General features: G+C 47.0%; 24 protein-coding genes. 21 read left to right on the top strand and 3 right to left on the bottom strand.

Annotated elements, in window-relative coordinates; translation table 11 throughout:
- Nucleotides 1–17 precede the first annotated feature (17 nt).
- From KXJ80_RS10300 to KXJ80_RS10200, 21 genes are all read left to right on the top strand, one after another.
- Nucleotides 18–323 carry a hypothetical protein gene (locus tag KXJ80_RS10300; RefSeq protein WP_088211468.1) on the top strand — a complete coding sequence of 102 codons (306 nt, stop codon included), beginning with the start codon at nt 18–20 and terminating at the stop codon, nt 321–323.
- A gap of 592 nt (nt 324–915) precedes the next feature.
- The gene (locus tag KXJ80_RS10295) at nt 916–1,161 is read left to right on the top strand and encodes a hypothetical protein (RefSeq protein ID WP_259474722.1); all 246 of its coding nucleotides are present in this window, start codon (nt 916–918) and stop codon (nt 1,159–1,161) included.
- Nucleotides 1,162–1,650: 489 nt separating this feature from the next.
- A complete protein-coding gene (locus tag KXJ80_RS10290; protein ID WP_259474721.1) occupies nt 1,651–2,076 on the top strand; it encodes a hypothetical protein in 426 nt (141 codons plus the stop codon).
- Entirely contained in the window at nt 2,069–2,368 is a 300-nt protein-coding gene (locus KXJ80_RS10285) for a hypothetical protein (RefSeq protein WP_259474720.1), read from the top strand. Before KXJ80_RS10290 ends, KXJ80_RS10285 begins: the two co-directional genes overlap by 8 nt.
- Before the next feature lie 55 nt (nt 2,369–2,423).
- Nucleotides 2,424–3,161: a beta clamp domain-containing protein gene (locus tag KXJ80_RS10280; protein ID WP_259474719.1), complete on the top strand. Its 738-nt coding sequence runs from the start codon at nt 2,424–2,426 to the stop codon at nt 3,159–3,161.
- A gap of 34 nt (nt 3,162–3,195) precedes the next feature.
- Nucleotides 3,196–3,741, top strand: a complete 546-nt coding sequence (locus KXJ80_RS10275; RefSeq protein WP_259474718.1) for a Mu-Gp12 family protein — start codon at nt 3,196–3,198, stop codon at nt 3,739–3,741.
- A gap of 34 nt (nt 3,742–3,775) precedes the next feature.
- A complete protein-coding gene (locus KXJ80_RS10270; RefSeq protein WP_259474717.1) occupies nt 3,776–4,336 on the top strand; it encodes a YoqU family phage-derived protein in 561 nt (186 codons plus the stop codon).
- Complete coding sequence (locus tag KXJ80_RS10265; RefSeq protein ID WP_259474716.1) at nt 4,330–4,494, top strand: DUF1317 domain-containing protein; 165 nt, start codon at nt 4,330–4,332, stop codon at nt 4,492–4,494. The genes KXJ80_RS10270 and KXJ80_RS10265 overlap by 7 nt, the downstream gene beginning before the upstream one ends.
- Nucleotides 4,495–4,504: 10 nt before the next feature.
- The gene (locus KXJ80_RS10260; protein WP_259474715.1) at nt 4,505–5,110 is read left to right on the top strand and encodes an ead/Ea22-like family protein; all 606 of its coding nucleotides are present in this window, start codon (nt 4,505–4,507) and stop codon (nt 5,108–5,110) included.
- Nucleotides 5,107–5,430: a hypothetical protein gene (locus KXJ80_RS10255; protein ID WP_259474714.1), complete on the top strand. Its 324-nt coding sequence runs from the start codon at nt 5,107–5,109 to the stop codon at nt 5,428–5,430. Before KXJ80_RS10260 ends, KXJ80_RS10255 begins: the two co-directional genes overlap by 4 nt.
- On the top strand, nt 5,427–6,143 hold the full coding sequence (locus KXJ80_RS10250) for a hypothetical protein (protein WP_259474713.1): 717 nt from the start codon (nt 5,427–5,429) through the stop codon (nt 6,141–6,143). Before KXJ80_RS10255 ends, KXJ80_RS10250 begins: the two co-directional genes overlap by 4 nt.
- A complete protein-coding gene (locus tag KXJ80_RS10245) occupies nt 6,140–6,856 on the top strand; it encodes a hypothetical protein (RefSeq protein WP_259474712.1) in 717 nt (238 codons plus the stop codon). Before KXJ80_RS10250 ends, KXJ80_RS10245 begins: the two co-directional genes overlap by 4 nt.
- On the top strand, nt 6,853–7,191 hold the full coding sequence (locus KXJ80_RS10240) for a hypothetical protein (protein WP_259474711.1): 339 nt from the start codon (nt 6,853–6,855) through the stop codon (nt 7,189–7,191). Before KXJ80_RS10245 ends, KXJ80_RS10240 begins: the two co-directional genes overlap by 4 nt.
- Nucleotides 7,178–7,600: a hypothetical protein gene (locus KXJ80_RS10235; protein WP_259474710.1), complete on the top strand. Its 423-nt coding sequence runs from the start codon at nt 7,178–7,180 to the stop codon at nt 7,598–7,600. Before KXJ80_RS10240 ends, KXJ80_RS10235 begins: the two co-directional genes overlap by 14 nt.
- Entirely contained in the window at nt 7,597–8,514 is a 918-nt protein-coding gene (locus KXJ80_RS10230; protein ID WP_259474709.1) for an MT-A70 family methyltransferase, read from the top strand. Before KXJ80_RS10235 ends, KXJ80_RS10230 begins: the two co-directional genes overlap by 4 nt.
- On the top strand, nt 8,502–10,118 hold the full coding sequence (locus tag KXJ80_RS10225) for a DNA cytosine methyltransferase (RefSeq protein WP_259474708.1): 1,617 nt from the start codon (nt 8,502–8,504) through the stop codon (nt 10,116–10,118). The genes KXJ80_RS10230 and KXJ80_RS10225 overlap by 13 nt, the downstream gene beginning before the upstream one ends.
- Before the next feature lie 8 nt (nt 10,119–10,126).
- Nucleotides 10,127–10,252, top strand: coding sequence for a hypothetical protein (locus KXJ80_RS10220; protein WP_259474707.1), 126 nt, complete (start codon nt 10,127–10,129; stop codon nt 10,250–10,252).
- Nucleotides 10,252–11,025, top strand: coding sequence for a hypothetical protein (locus tag KXJ80_RS10215; RefSeq protein ID WP_259474706.1), 774 nt, complete (start codon nt 10,252–10,254; stop codon nt 11,023–11,025). Before KXJ80_RS10220 ends, KXJ80_RS10215 begins: the two co-directional genes overlap by 1 nt.
- Nucleotides 11,026–11,283: 258 nt before the next feature.
- Nucleotides 11,284–11,577, top strand: coding sequence for a hypothetical protein (locus tag KXJ80_RS10210; RefSeq protein WP_259474705.1), 294 nt, complete (start codon nt 11,284–11,286; stop codon nt 11,575–11,577).
- Nucleotides 11,574–11,744, top strand: coding sequence for a hypothetical protein (locus KXJ80_RS10205; protein WP_259474704.1), 171 nt, complete (start codon nt 11,574–11,576; stop codon nt 11,742–11,744). The genes KXJ80_RS10210 and KXJ80_RS10205 overlap by 4 nt, the downstream gene beginning before the upstream one ends.
- Nucleotides 11,744–11,956, top strand: a complete 213-nt coding sequence (locus tag KXJ80_RS10200) for a hypothetical protein (protein WP_259474703.1) — start codon at nt 11,744–11,746, stop codon at nt 11,954–11,956. The genes KXJ80_RS10205 and KXJ80_RS10200 overlap by 1 nt, the downstream gene beginning before the upstream one ends.
- Nucleotides 11,957–11,961: 5 nt before the next feature.
- Here KXJ80_RS10200 and KXJ80_RS10195 read toward each other — a convergent pair whose 3' ends face one another.
- The 3 genes from KXJ80_RS10195 to KXJ80_RS10185 all read right to left on the bottom strand — a co-directional run bounded on the left by KXJ80_RS10195 (nt 11,962) and on the right by KXJ80_RS10185 (nt 14,791).
- Entirely contained in the window at nt 11,962–13,221 is a 1,260-nt protein-coding gene (locus KXJ80_RS10195) for a tyrosine-type recombinase/integrase (protein WP_249554181.1), read from the bottom strand.
- A 181-nt stretch (nt 13,222–13,402) separates the two neighbouring features.
- Nucleotides 13,403–13,999 (bottom strand): SMC-Scp complex subunit ScpB, encoded by a 597-nt coding sequence (gene scpB / locus KXJ80_RS10190; RefSeq protein WP_037419998.1) that lies wholly within the window; start codon nt 13,997–13,999, stop codon nt 13,403–13,405.
- Nucleotides 14,000–14,002: 3 nt separating this feature from the next.
- Nucleotides 14,003–14,791 (bottom strand): segregation and condensation protein A, encoded by a 789-nt coding sequence (locus KXJ80_RS10185; protein ID WP_218738812.1) that lies wholly within the window; start codon nt 14,789–14,791, stop codon nt 14,003–14,005.
- Nucleotides 14,792–14,825 lie beyond the last annotated feature (34 nt).

Genomic DNA, 14,825 nt, shown 5'->3' with positions numbered 1-14,825 from the left:
AATAACAAGGAATAGTGATGATCAAGCTAGAGCTAACTGAAAAACAATTTGAGGCGTTATCGAAAAAGAAACTGGCCGATGTTGTTACCCTATGCGCCACTGTAGACAGTTTAAAGCAAACCAATCCAGCGATGGCGCCATTTTTAGATAAATTCCTGAGCAATGAAACCATCGAAGTTATCTATAACGGCGGATCAAATGCAGGTAAGCCACGTAAGTTGATTTTGCAAAACATTAAGCCAGATGGTGCATTTACTGCGTTTTGCATTGACTCTGACGCCAGCAAATCATTCAAGCTAGAAAAGGTCGAGCTAATCGACTAACCACCATTTATCACCAGCCTTTATAGCCACCTTCTAGGTGGCTTTTTTGTATCTGCAATTTGCTTCCCTAAACAAAAAGTTTATTTTATTAAACTTTCCCATTGACACGAAAGTTTATTCAACTAAACTTTGAGCATCGATTAGAACGAAAATGAAAAGATTCTAATCACGCTCTTTAACAGAATGGCCCATGAACAACTAACCTTGGCACCCTCATTTGTGAGGGAACCAAGCTAGGTTACTCCGAGGATCACGCGGCGGAGGATAGTAATCCGCGTAAACAGACCTATACACCGCTATTGGCGACCGGACTGTTTGAGTGGGAAGAGCCCATAAGAACAGGTACTAAATGGTTTTACTGCGAGCATGACCCAAATATGTGTATAGCCCCGCCAACCATCGGCGGTGTGGTAGATGGACAAGGCCCCTTACCTTAACAGTGAGGGCGCATTGGGAAGCAGTTTGCACAATCGGTTAAATAGCACGGGGCGCAACGTGCTGAGTTACGGCGTTACAACGCGCTGGTGTACAGCGAAAGCTCGGAAGGCCGTACACAAACTGCTTCACCAATGCGAACAACAAGGAGAACGCCATGCAAACTTATGGCAGAAGTTCATTAGAAATTGCCGAAGATAACCTGCTTGAGCTGGTTGTCCCCGTTCACAACGTAAGCAAAAAAGACGCTAAACGCCTGTGCATCCACCGCCGCGAAATCGGCGCTGAATACCGCAAAGCAGGTCAAGAGTTGCTTGATGCCTGGGAAGGAACAAAGGAACAGATTGAAAGCGTTAACACCCTGTCACTTGCAAAGCAATTAGCGGTTTTGAAATCACACTAATCACGCCAATCAGACTTACAAGCCAGCCTGCGGCGTCAGTAGGAATACCAACAGAGGACAAGCCCATGTGACTAACTAGCCGTTAGAAGCGGCCACTTACAAGCGCAGGTTATGACTGCGACCCGAGTCGAGCGTAGTTCTCGAGCCAGCTTTGGATCTGGTTAGGGTTAATAAGCAAGGGTCCACTGGTAAAGCAGCGCGAACGCCTGAAAGTCGCGCACCAGTTATTAGCGGCAAGATTGCGGCAGATGACGGGTTCAGGCCGCCGGATGACGTAACCGGCACCGTTTACACCGCAACCATCCGGAATTACCGGATAGTTGCCACCGTAAAACCGCATGGAGCAATACTATGAAAGCCCAACAACCTGATTTTATAGACTTAGTGCTAATGCTATTAGCCAAGCTAATCCCCTTCGACGTGTTCTAACCAACCCGCTTTACCCAACCAAGCAACCCTTAACCCAATACAACCCATGCGAGGTGACCTATGTCCCACCCAATCGCAGCGCATCACAGCGCCACACTGCTACCCGTAGAATCGCAACTGCTGTTACACCTCAGCATTGCCTGTCGCCTCGCCCAATTACCCGAGCTGATGCATTGCCCAACGGTGATCCAGCGTAAAAACGAACTCGAGGCCTACTTGCAAAGCCATGTTTGCAGCTATGCCTTCCGCGAGCGTTATCACGTTACAAAATTGGATGACGGCCCGTTAAAAACCACCGCATTAAACGAAGTGGCCAACATCCAAGTCAGCCGCAGCGGTCGCGTAAAACTCACCCGCATCGCCGAGCCACCAGCAATCAATATCACGGTAAGCGATAGAACTATCAGCTGGCTCAACCGCAGCGCTCATCACACAAGCCATCACGCAAGCCAGCTAATGATTAATAAGGCAGATAGCCATGTTTGATGCACAGGCCCACGCCACCAGCGACGCCCTAGTCGCCATGCTGGGTAAAGAGCTTGAGCAAGAACGCCAAGCTAAAGGCAACGCCATTGCAGCTTATTGTGATCGCTCAATAGCCGAATTGAACCAGCTGATCATCGACTATCCCGAATCAAAACACACTTGGTTGCGCCTTATCGATAGCTGGCAGCAGATAAAGCAAAAGCACGGCTACAGCAGCGCACAAGATCTGCTTGATTCCCAGTATGCACAACTCGCCAGCCAAACCAGTCAAGCACACAAGTTGAACGTGTAAGTAATCGTTACACGTTCAACGCCAATCGTCTTACATCATCCAGTGAGTAATCACCATGAAAACCAAATTCAACATTGAATACCTGCCAATGCTGGCAGCGTTCGCCGCAAAAAATGATGTTCGTTACTTTCTCAACGGCTTTCACGTAAAGCCGCACCCCGAAAAAGGCGTGATACTTACCGCCACTGACGGCCATTGCCTCGTCACCATCCATGATGAGGACGGCTTTACCGATGGCGATTACATTTACCCAATCAGCAAAGAGTTGCTAAAAGCCGCCAACAAAAAAGCATTACCGTCTATTCAAAACATCTTTATCAACGATGGCGTGGCCATGCTCACATCGATTTACGACATCCTTGATACCTTCACCACCTTTGAAGCGTTGGACACTCAGGAACGTAAGTTTATTACTCACATTGAGTTTATTAACCCAATCGATGGTCGTTACCCAAATGCAGGCAAACTCTTTAAATCACGGCTAAGTGATGAAAACTTAAAGCCAGCATCAACAATTGGCATGAATGTTAACCTGCTCAGCCGCCTATCAAAATTGAATTACTGCAAGATTAACGGTGCTGTTTTGCACCTAGCAGAAAAGAATTCTCTGATTGCAGTCATGGGCTTAAAAAAAGAAATCGTCGCAATAATCATGCCCATGACCTTGGACGAATCAGAGCGAGCTCATCCAGCAGAGTTTGTTTACTTTGCAGGCCATCAGCCAGTCGATCCAGCTCCCGAATCCGCCACTCAAACCACCTCACCCGAGCCTGAACAGTCAAGCGCCGCTTGATTGCCGTCGCCATTCACGAAAGAAGGAATAGAGCATGAGCTACTTCAAAATCAGCAACCAAACCGCAGTGCAAGCATTTAAAGACTTTAACGCAGCGAAAGCGGCCTTAATTGAGCAAGCCACTGTACTGGCTAACCACTTTGGCGGTGAACCCATTTTTAGCAACCGAGTTGATCAAGTGTCGTTTGCTGGTATCAACTTTCACAACTTTAACCAGCTAGAAAACAACCACTTATGGTTTAAGCCGAAAGCGACGAACTGCTTTGCTTCTGAGCCTAAATGGGGCAAACCCAAAGCCGCAGACCGTGAAGCGCTAGAAGCAATTAAAGCCACTTATAACGCCATGAAGCCTAAGCCTGTTTCACGCGAACCGTTGCTAACCGCACTCGGCGTAAGTTATGGGGATTGCCTATTTAGTCGGCTGGATATGTTCCTGCACAACGACGTTATTTACCTCGATACATGGCTAAAGCCTATCGATTCAATCGAGATACTCGGCAGCGAATACGCATACGCAAAAAACGAGTATACCGCAGGCAAAAAAGCCTCCAACCAACCAGCACAAGCTAGCGCCGCTTGATAGTTGCCGCCATTCACGAAAGAAGGAATAGAGCATGACACAACGTATCGAATGCAGTCGCCGCACCTGTCGCTGGACAGGCAGACATTCAGAGTTAAGCAAGATCGCAGACCCTAAATACGCTTCTAAGTCTTTTGCTGTTTACAAAGGCGTTTGCCCTAAATGCGGCTGCGAATCTTATTACGAATTGCCGGAGCCAATCATCACCGAGCGCGTAGAACACGCTAACGCACTCATCAAAGTGATATCAGAACATGGCCGCAAGTTCTTCGACTACAAAGGCACCATAGCAACACTTGAACTCGATAAAAACGGCAAGGTTTGGGTGGTTGATGAATATACCAAAGCACGGATTTACACCCATTCCCAAGGTAGTTGGCGCGGTTTTCACCATGGCGGGACCTTACGCGAATTAGTGTGTGCAATGCGTGATTACATCACCAAAGGCAAGCAACTATCGATTGAATGGATAGCGCCTACTCGTTGGAATCCAGATAACGGCGACATTTGGGGCTATGGCAAAGAAGCCGCAGCAGCCGTCCGCGCAGCAGCTGCACAACTGCCAATCATCAAGCAGGAGGACGCAGCATGCTAACCCACGACAAACCCCAACACGCCGATATCAAGATCGGCGTCGGCCATATCGTCGCCGACAAAAACGGTTGGATGTTACCAGGTGGCAAGTTCACCACCAACCGCGCCGTCGCCATTCGTGCCGCTAAAGGCCTGCATCGTTTCTTGGTTAAAAGATAAGGACGTCACCATGAGCCAACAAATTGAAATCCCTGCATTCTTGCTCGAAATGTCACAGCAAATGCACCAGCAGCAAAGCCAGTACATCATAGAACCAATCTGGCAAGTACGCTGCAAGCGCTATCTAGTTACAGAAGAAGGCTATAACGATCATCACTGGGAGATTATTGATGCTGATAGTTATGGACGTGCGCTATATCGTTCAGATCTAAATCCTCGTTTCAAAGCAACGCTGGCCGAATGGTTAGCTGACAACGATCATCAATGGTGTAGCAATTGGATTTTTGATAACGACATCGAAACCAAAAATCCAGACCTTACTCATATCCATGACCCTGAATTTGATGAAGTGTTTATTGAAGCATTTATCGATAAATTTGATGTTGAGTCAGATTACGACCAGCTACCTGACCCGCTTAGAAAGGTTTATTTTCAAGAAATTGAAGCAGTCATCAAAACCTGCCTAACTGAAGCCGATGCTTTGGCATTTATCTCCCATAAGCAGCACGACTATCCAAAGCTTTACACCCATGTCGAATCAATGGTGTTTTGCCCACAGATGATCCAGTTGCGCCATTGGATCATGTCACTCACCACGCCAGAGGTGAAAGCATGAGCCAACAACTCACACCAAAGCAAATCGCGGCAAGGGCGTACTACCAAGCGCATAAAGAAAGTATCAAAGCGCAAAAACGGGCTAAATACGAAACTAAGGCGCGTAAGCCAAAGGTGATGAAGGTCGTTAACTCATCGACTTCTCAACCTTCAACCGCTGCACCTAAAGCTAAAACAGTCAGATTCCAAGAGGAAAATGAGCCAGTCATCCAGTCAATTAGGATATCGGCCGAGGATAAAGCGCGCTTGGCTAAACGCCGCTGCATCGAGGACATGAAGCTAGCCAAAGAGCTGGGCTTAAGCATCGAGGATTTTGAATGATGAGCCAATTATTCTACCTGCGCGACTCGCGCACCAATGTCGGCACCTCTTGCCTATTTTGGGCACATCATGGCTGTGGCTATACCAGCAATTTAGATAAGGCGCATGTTTACACGCTTGAAGAAGCACAGCGCAAATTTAATAGCCGTCACACTGATGTGCCGCTTTGCAAAGAGCTTGTTGATGAACTGTCAACAGTGCGAGTTGATTGTCAATACCTGCCATCAGATGGCGAAAAAGCCGGATGTGATGAGTACGTTATCTCACCAAAAGGCAAGTGGGACGGTAACGATGTTTACTGGCTAGGCGTTGATATGTTCAGCGTTAACTATAAAAGCGCCTTTGTATTCAGCTACCGCAGAGCGCTTGAACGTATCGATGAACTTGGCATTGAGGCAAACATCTTCGCCAAAGCAGAAATCGACGCCATCGCTCGCCGGACTTTTCAAGCGTCCAATATCAACGAACGCAAGATGATCACCGCCGCTGGCATCCGCAAACCTAAGCGCAAACGCCACCGCCAAACCACGGGCAAAACTCGCGGCAACTGCCCACATTGTGGCGCCATCACTTGGGGATTCAACCCATACGAAGCTTACACCTGCGCCCAAGCCGATGCAGAAGACCGTGGCTTTAACCTTTATGACAATTGCAAAGAGGTGAAGTTAGCCAAGCAAATGCGCAAGGCCAAGATTGAAGGAGAAGCAGCATGATCCCTAATTCAGTGATTTACACACCAGAAGACATTGCCGCTTGGAATAAAGCCCTTAATCGTCACTTCTGCAATATCCGTCACACAGCAATCTTATTTGTGCCAAAAAACACTGATGATGCGGTGATTTACGATAATTCTGAAAACCACGGCATCCTCTGCGCCATTGGCGATGTTGGGATTGAAATTGATCCAAACACTCGCCCAGGCATTTACGAAGCTGAAGTCGAATATTGGAGCGAACAAAGCTTCGAAGGTGAATGGGATGGCGGCGTGGTTGTCCATAGCATGCTGCCTTACAAAGCTAGCGACTCACTCTATAAACAGATCGCCAAAGAGGCTGAGGCCAGAGTTCAGAAGGTTTATCGTGATAATGAATGGTCAGGTATCGAGGCTTATCACTATAAAGAACTTTGTAAAAAGTACGGCTTTCAAGATAACGCTAATTACAGCGACATGGAGCGCGTCGCCTACTTACTTGGCGCAGTTGGCCGCTTAATTTGTTATCAGCCAAAAACAGATGCTGAAAACGAATATAACTATGTCGCTGGCATCGAGTTAATTGCAGAGCTAACAGGTTGGTACAACAAAACCGACGACCAGCTAAAGCAAATCTCAATTGCTTTTATCGAGCAAGGCCTCTACGACAAAGCAGCGCTAACGCTTGCCCTGCTTTCAAGCAATCAAGGTAAGTATCAAGGCGGTGAAGCATGAGCCAATTTGACTACATCAAACAGCATTACGGTGTTCCTGCCGAAATTGGCCGCTTAGTTAAAGTAAATGGCCGCGCTGGCATCATCGTAAAAGATTTAGGTCATCACCTTGGCGTTAATTTTAACGACGATAAGCCGGGCGTTGTTCGTCATTGCCACCCCACTTGGGAAGTTGAATGCGGCGGAATTGGCCGCATTCGCAAGCAGACAAGATCGCAGGCGCGTTATCAACGCTATTTAGAGTACGGCGATGGCTTCAACAACTTCATCGATTACTGTCGATGGGACTCAAGCCCAAATCGTTCTTGGAATGGAGGTCTGCATGAGCGCCCCTAAATCATCCCGCGAAATGCTTTACCTGCTGGCAGGCAGCGAGCCAGAGCGAAAAATCGACTTGCTGCTATCGCTAACGCGCATCACCTCCGAGCCAACCATTGCCGCATTAAAGCTGCACTACACCACAGGCTTAGACGCAGAACGCTGCGCCGCTCGCCACCGTATCGAGCTATCAAACCTGATGCGCGCCCAAACCACGCTCAACAGCATCATGGGCGTGATTGAGGCAATCAAAGAACTCGACTGGGAAAAGCATCTTGCCAAGCTGGCCGCAGCCAACGCGCGGATCGCTGAACTCGAGCAGTTAGTTAGCAGTGCCGCCAACTATCTGTATGCAATAGGAATGAATGAAGAACTTGAGCAGCAACTTAGCGCTGCTATCAGTGATTCAAAGGAGAAAGCGGCATGAGCAAAAAATATCAGCTGATATACGCGGATCCGCCATGGGCCTTTAGCAACCAAAACACGGGCGGCTCGATGAAATCCAGCGCCCAAGCCAAGTACACCGTGACTAGCACCGAGGACTTAAAACGCCTCGATGTTAACAGCATTGCCGACGACAACTGTGTACTGGTGATGTGGTATGTGGGCGCCATGCCGCAGGATGCCATTGATCTGGTTAAAAGCTGGGGCTTCACCCTTAAAAACATGAATGGCTTTGTCTGGAACAAGCTAACGGTCAACAACAACCCATTTTTTGGCATGGGCTTTTGGACCCGCGCAGGCAGCGAGTCGGCCATTGTCGCCATAAAGGGCAAACCAACGCCAGCTTGCCGCAGCGTTCGCGCCGTGGGTAATTACGATCCACAAAGCCTTGATGAAGTGCTCGCCCACCTCTGCTACGTGGGCACCTATCAAAACATTCGCCACAGCCAAAAGCCAGATGAGTTTCGCGATAAATGCGTCGAGCTTATGGGTGATGTCCCTCGCCTTGAAATGTTCGCCAGAACCAAAACCAAAGGCTGGGATGTGTTTGGGAATGAGACCGTTGATTCAATCGATATTCCACTTAAATCAGCTGAGCAAACTAATCTCCCTAAGCCCAAAAAAACTAGGAAGAAACGAAATCCAGCAGAACAGCTTGATATCGAGGAACAAATTGCGCGGGACAGCACAGCAACAAACAGCGTTTGGCCGATTGAAGTGATGAACATTGCCAAAGAGGTATTCGAGCTTTGTGGCATAACGGAAACCACTGAAATCCAGTTGCAAGAGCTGTGTGAAGAAGCCAACCGCCAGCGGTTAGAAGGTTATCCAACCGACTCAATCATCGATGACCTAGTAATGAATATGCCAACGGAGAAAAAACCATGCGCGGCTTAATCGTAGATAACTTCGCCGGTGGCGGCGGTGCTTCAACTGGTATGGCTTGGGCACTGGGTCGCAGCGTGGATATCGCAATCAACCATGATCAAGATGCTATCGCAATGCACTCGGCCAATCACCCTGACACCCTGCACTATTGCGAGTCGGTGTTTGATGTGGATCCAGTGCAAGCGACTGCAGGTAAGCCAGTTGATGTGGCATGGTTTAGCCCTGACTGCACTCATTTTTCCAAGGCCCGTGGTGATACGCCAGTAAAAAAAGAAATACGCGGCCTAGCGTGGATCACCATTCGTTGGATCTTGAGAACCCGCCCGAAATTAATCCCATTAGAAAATGTTGAGGAATTTAAAACGTGGGGGCCGTTGATTGGTGAAGGTTCAGAAAATCAACGCCCCGATCCTGCTCGCAAAGGTGAAACGTTTGAAGCCTTTAAAGCCATGCTTACTACTGGTGTCGATGCTGATCACCCTGCTTTAGCTGAGTGCGTTGAAACCTTAGGGTTAACTCATTCAGATAGATATAAGTTGATAAAAGGGCTCGGCTATAAAGTTGAATTTCGTGAGCTACGCGCCCGTGACTATGGCGCCCCAACTATCCGTAAACGCCTAATTATGATTGCCCGTTGTGATGGCCGGGCGATTGTGTGGCCAGAACGGACACATGGTGCCCCGCATGATCCTCGGGTTATTCGTGGTGAATTAAAGCTGTGGGTGACAACGGCTAAAAAACTTGATTTTTCTTTGCCATGCCCAAGCATATTTATGACCAAAGAAGAAGCTAAACAGCAAGGGCTTAACGTTAAACGCCCTTTAGCTGATGCGACATTAAAACGAGTGGCCATTGGCACGATTAAGCATGTTTTAGAAAACCATAACCCATTTATTATTGAGATCGCTAACTGGTCAGGTAAAGGCACTAAGAGCGTTAACGAGCCCATCAAAACAATCACCGCTTATCCTAAAGGCGGATCATTCGCTCTTGCTGCGCCTATTATGGTTCAGGCTAACGGTGGATTTAATACCACCCATGCTTACTCAGTTGAAGAACCATGCAGCACGATAACCAACACAGGCAGCCAGCAGCAAATAGTCTCGGCCTTTATGGTTCACTTGCGTAAAAACATCAAACCGACTTCTTTAAGTGACCCTATGCCAACTATTACTGCAGGCGGTACACACCATGCTGAGGTTAGGTTAACTCTTGTTGCACCAGGCGACAGCGGATTAACGGCAGAGCAAGAGGCTGGCGCCGTACAAGTCAGCGCGTTTTTAATGCGTTATTACTCAAACGGTGGCCAATGGAGTTCACTCAACGAGCCATTAGCCACTATCACCACTAAAGAGCGTATTGCATTAGTAACCGTCACTTGGAATAAAAAAACCATGGTGATCGTGGATATTGGTTTAAGGATGCTTACTGCTCGAGAGCTTTTCAGCCTGCAAGGCTTCCCTGATGACTACATCATTGACGGCTATAACGGCAAAACAAACAAAACTCAGCAGGTCGCAAGGTGTGGCAATTCGGTACCACCACAATTTGCAGAAGCTATTATCCGCGCAAATCTCCCCGAGCTTTGCACACAAACAGCCGAAGCAGCATAGGAGGCAGCATGAAGCAATCAACCGCAATCCGCGAAGCGCTTAAACAGTGGTACGCCCTGCCAAGAAAACAAACAGGTAGCTGCCAACAATTTATGAAACAACTCGCCGAAGAATTGAAGAAGGAAGGTAAGTGATGACAACCAAACGCAGAGTATTATTAGATGGCAACGGCTCAAGCCAAATCAACGTAGAAGGCCTTGGGGTTTACGTTCCTGCCAGCGAGCTCGCACAGCTTAAGCAAATGCTGGGTACCGAGATTCAGCAATTAACGGACCAAGTTAGAGCCATGGAATTGGATCGCTCAACCCATATCGATGATATAGGCATCGACAGATTCACTAATGCGATGCGCCTAAAAATGTCCTATTCCAGAGCTAAAGGCCGCAGCGGTTGGGATGATCCAGCGCAGTGTTCAGGCGAGCAATTAGCGGCGGCATTAGTCGAGCACTTAAGCAAAGGCAATGCAGGTACATTCGAGGACGTTGCCAACTTCGCAATGATGCTGCACCAGCGCAAAGAATCGCCAAGTTTGTTGGCTGATGCAGTAAATGAAACGCGCGCCAAAGCTGTAATGAACTTTGCCGAGGTTAACCGTGGTGCTTATCTAAGTGGTTTTGTAACTGCTGATCTGACCGTTTATGACGTTTATCAGTCAGCACGTAACCACGTTAAAGATAACTATGGCTATGACACAAAGCCATGGGTTGGTGATGACGCAGACAAAGCAAAGGGCGCTACTTGTGAAATCATTGCGCTTGCTCTCGAGTCGATCAATCCAATTGAATTTGTCGCAATGGCATTAAGGCATACAACTGTTAGCGGTGAATTTGACTATCAAGACGTCAAAGACGCATTTAAGTATTTTGCAGATGGCTACCGCCAAGCGGCTAAGGATGGTGCGAGATGATCAACGCACTCACCGCAGTGATTAGCTGTTTCGCCATTTCCATATTAATTACGCTGACTGTTGTCGTGGTAGTTAAATTTTATACAAAGCGCGGAATACGTAAAACATTTAACAATGGATATAAGCATTGGCAATTTTGGATAAGAGTTTTGTTTAGTCCATTAATGCTCTTTTTCATAATTATTGAGTGGGTTGGAAATAAAGGTTATTACCAACTTTATTCAAGATTGCCATCAATCCCACAATGCAATGAGGTGCATGATGACTATAAATGACCGCATGAATTTGCTTATCGCGGAGAACGAGCAGCTAAAATCTGAACGGCTTGAAATGCTGACTAAATTTGGTGAGTTAAATCGAGACAAACTAAGGCTTGATCTTCTTGATGAGATTAACGCTGCTTTCAATAAAGAAAACGGCACTTTATACGGTTGGGTTGTTGACTGGAATCATAACAGGATTTGCCTAAGAGATAGCGACCCAATGAAGAAGTCAGTTAGACAAGCAATCGATGAGTTTGCCATAAGAGTAAATAAGGCAGGTGCAGCATGACTCTAGATATCGGAGAAGCGTACCAGTTTAAAGGTGTGCGAGATCAAATCATCTATGTTGGTAAAGAAGGAAATTGGCACCAGTTCGAGCTTAATGGAGAGCCTGGTGTTATTTGGTGCGAGTTGTTAGATACCGATTTGCATTTAATTGAAAAGGCAGGTGCATAATGTTTCAGCAAGAAATAGAAGCTATGCAAGGTAAAGTGGTGCAGCAGTTTTTCTCGCCAGCTCAACTTGCAAAGGCGTTGGGGATTGGCACAACCAAGCTATACCAACTGTTTAAGTTGGAAGACTTCCCAAAGCCAACAACTAACCCACACTTTAAAAACAAGTACAACTTTCAAGAAGTTAAATCGTGGATTTACGAGAACGAACAATGAGGCCGTTACTGCGCGGCCTTAAGTTCAACTACGTTGTGGTAGGCTGCGGGATCTTTGAGGCGCTGCAGCTTCTGCCACCAAATTCGATATGCCTTAGCTTGTTCTTCTAAATAGTCGTAGTGATCATAAATCGACTGAATCCCGCTCAGCTTATGCCCCAGCATGGTTTCGGCCACTTCTGTAGTAGTAATTTTACTCATGTTAGTGCGCTGCGTTCTGCGCAAATCGTGCAAATACCACTCATTTAACGGTGTACCATTCAGCTTAGCCCACGTATTAATTGGGTTAGACATGCGTGTTGTCGCCGCCTGCGAATATATCCCGCCTTTCTCTGTCGGAAAAACTAGCTCGTTAGGGCTAAGTGAAAATGCTAGCTCAAGCAATGGTACTATCTCGTCGATGATCGGCCGCAATAGCGGCCGCTGCATCTTGTACCCTGTTTTGTGGTTTTCAACTGGCACGGTCCAGATCATCTTAGTAAAATCAAAATGCGCTTTCTGCGCCAATCGTAATTCACCAATCCTACAGCCAAAGAATAATGCCATGAAAACCATAATCCGGTTACCAAGGCGCTGCCGTTTGGCGTTATCAATGGCTTGCAAAATAATCTTGAGTTCATCATCGCTAAGCGTGCGTTTACGGCTTTTGCGAGAAATATTTAAGTCCTCTTTCGACTCAATCCCCATCAACTCATTTGTGCTAATTATTCGCCGACGAACAGCCCATTTAAGCGCCCTGCGACTCACTGTTAACGTTAGATTGGTAATGGTTGGCTTCTTGGCTGCGATAGACTCAAACAAATCTAGCCACTGATGCAGCGTGACTTGTTCTACCTGCTTTTTGCCAAGCACCGGGAAAACATTAATTTCCAGTGCGCGCAAATACTCATGCGCGGTACTGTCTTTTACACTGGCACGGCCATCACTAAACTGTGACTTATGCCAAGCTCTAAAAACCTGCTCGACTGAGCCTTCGTTTGATACGGCCTTTGCCGCTTTATCGCGTTTGTATTCCCGCGGATCTTGGTTATCCAGTAGCAACTTGCGGTAGACTTCACACTGTTCTCTGGCTTCTTTAAGCGAGAGCAAAGGATAAGGCCCAATATCAACCCGCGCCGCCTTGCTTGCCCAGCGGTAGCGCATTTGAAAAGTAATAGCGCCCTTAGCGGAAACCCGAACACTAAGGCCGTCACGATCTGCTTTCTCATAAGGCTTATCAGCGACTTTGTTCAGGTTTGCTTTTAACCATGAGTCAGAAAGTGCCATAACCTTTCTCCATCTTGTACATGAGTCTTTCATGTACGCAAATATGTACACAAATATCAAGAATAGAATCGAACGAAAGTGAAAAACTTTTCAATAAAAAATCCATTTTTACTAATAGTTTCAAAGAGAATTAGCGGAAAAACGTAAGACAATGAATGATACTGAAACAACAGTGTTTAAATCACTCATTAGTATCTTGCTCTTCTGACTGTTCAGGCGTTACTTTCAAACCCGAAAATACCGCCTGCAATGACTCAGTATCCGTAAGCGCGGGTAAATCCGCGAGGGTATCTAAGCCAAAATAGGCTAAAAATTCTAAGGTCGTGGCGTAGAGTGCGGGTCGCCCCGGGACTTCTTTATGGCCAACGACTTTAATCCAATGTCTATCTGACAAACTTTTGATGATGTGGCTACTAATGGCCACACCACGCACCTGCTCAATATCACCACGGGTCACAGGTTGACGATAGGCGATCACCGCCAGAGTCTCTAATGTTGCCCGCGAATACTTAGGTGCTTTTTCCTGCCACAGGGGTTGCAAAAACGGACTCAGGACTTCCAAGGTCTGGAAGCGATAACCTCCAGCCACTTTCACAAGTTGAACACCCCGTTCCTGATAATCCTGTTGCAACTCGTCCAATGCGGCTTTGATTTTGTCTCTGGAAACACTGAAATCCGCCAATACGGTTTCTTTCAACATTTTCACCGACAAGGGTTTCCCCAATACAAACAGACTCGCTTCAATAAGCTGTTTTAATTGAATTGGATTTATCTGCATCAATTAATAGGCCTTTACATAAATAGTTGAAAACGGCTCTGTTTGGTACAATTCCACTAATAATTCTTTGACCAATTCCATTAGCGCTAAAAAGGTCACCACCACACCGGCGCGGCCTTCTTCGACACTGAATAAACACTCAAAGGGCGTAAACGTCTCGCTATTAAGCATGGCTAAAATTTGGCTCATGCGCTCGCGGGTCGATAACTGTTCACGCTTAACATGATGATCTTCATTGGCATCGATACGTTTAAGCACCTCGCCAAAGGCGCGGGCGATTTCAAATAACGATACATCAGGCGGGATCACCAAAGGTTTGATATTCGGTGAAGGTGCCGCGATTGCTTGAAACACATCGCGTTCAAGCCGAGGTAAATCATCAATTTTTTGCGAGGCTTCCTTGATTACCTCATAGGCCTTCAATTGACGGATCAACTGGGCCCGTGGATCTTCTTCTACCTCATCTTCCACCACCATACGCGGCAGCAGCAGACGGGATTTAATCTCGGCCAGTGTAGCCGCCATGACCAAATAATCAGAGGCCAGTTCAATACGCGCCTGAGTGAGCATCGCGATATATTCTAAATATTGCGCGGTGATCTGAGAAATGGGTAAATCGACAACATCTAATTTTTGCTTACGGATCAGATATAAAAGTAAGTCTAGCGGCCCTTCAAAGGACTCTAAAAACACTTCTAGCGCCTCAGGTGGAATAAACAAATCCTGCGGCATTTCGGTCATCGCCTGACCACGAACAACGGCTAAGGGTAAACTTTGTTGCGTGCCCTGCATCCGCTATCCCCATGTAAAACAATCACCTTGAAAC

The organism is Shewanella xiamenensis (genome assembly GCF_024971755.1).
Lineage (GTDB): Bacteria > Pseudomonadota > Gammaproteobacteria > Enterobacterales > Shewanellaceae > Shewanella > Shewanella xiamenensis.
Note: the sequence above shows the minus strand (reverse complement) of the source record. Positions and strands in the feature narration are given on the sequence as shown.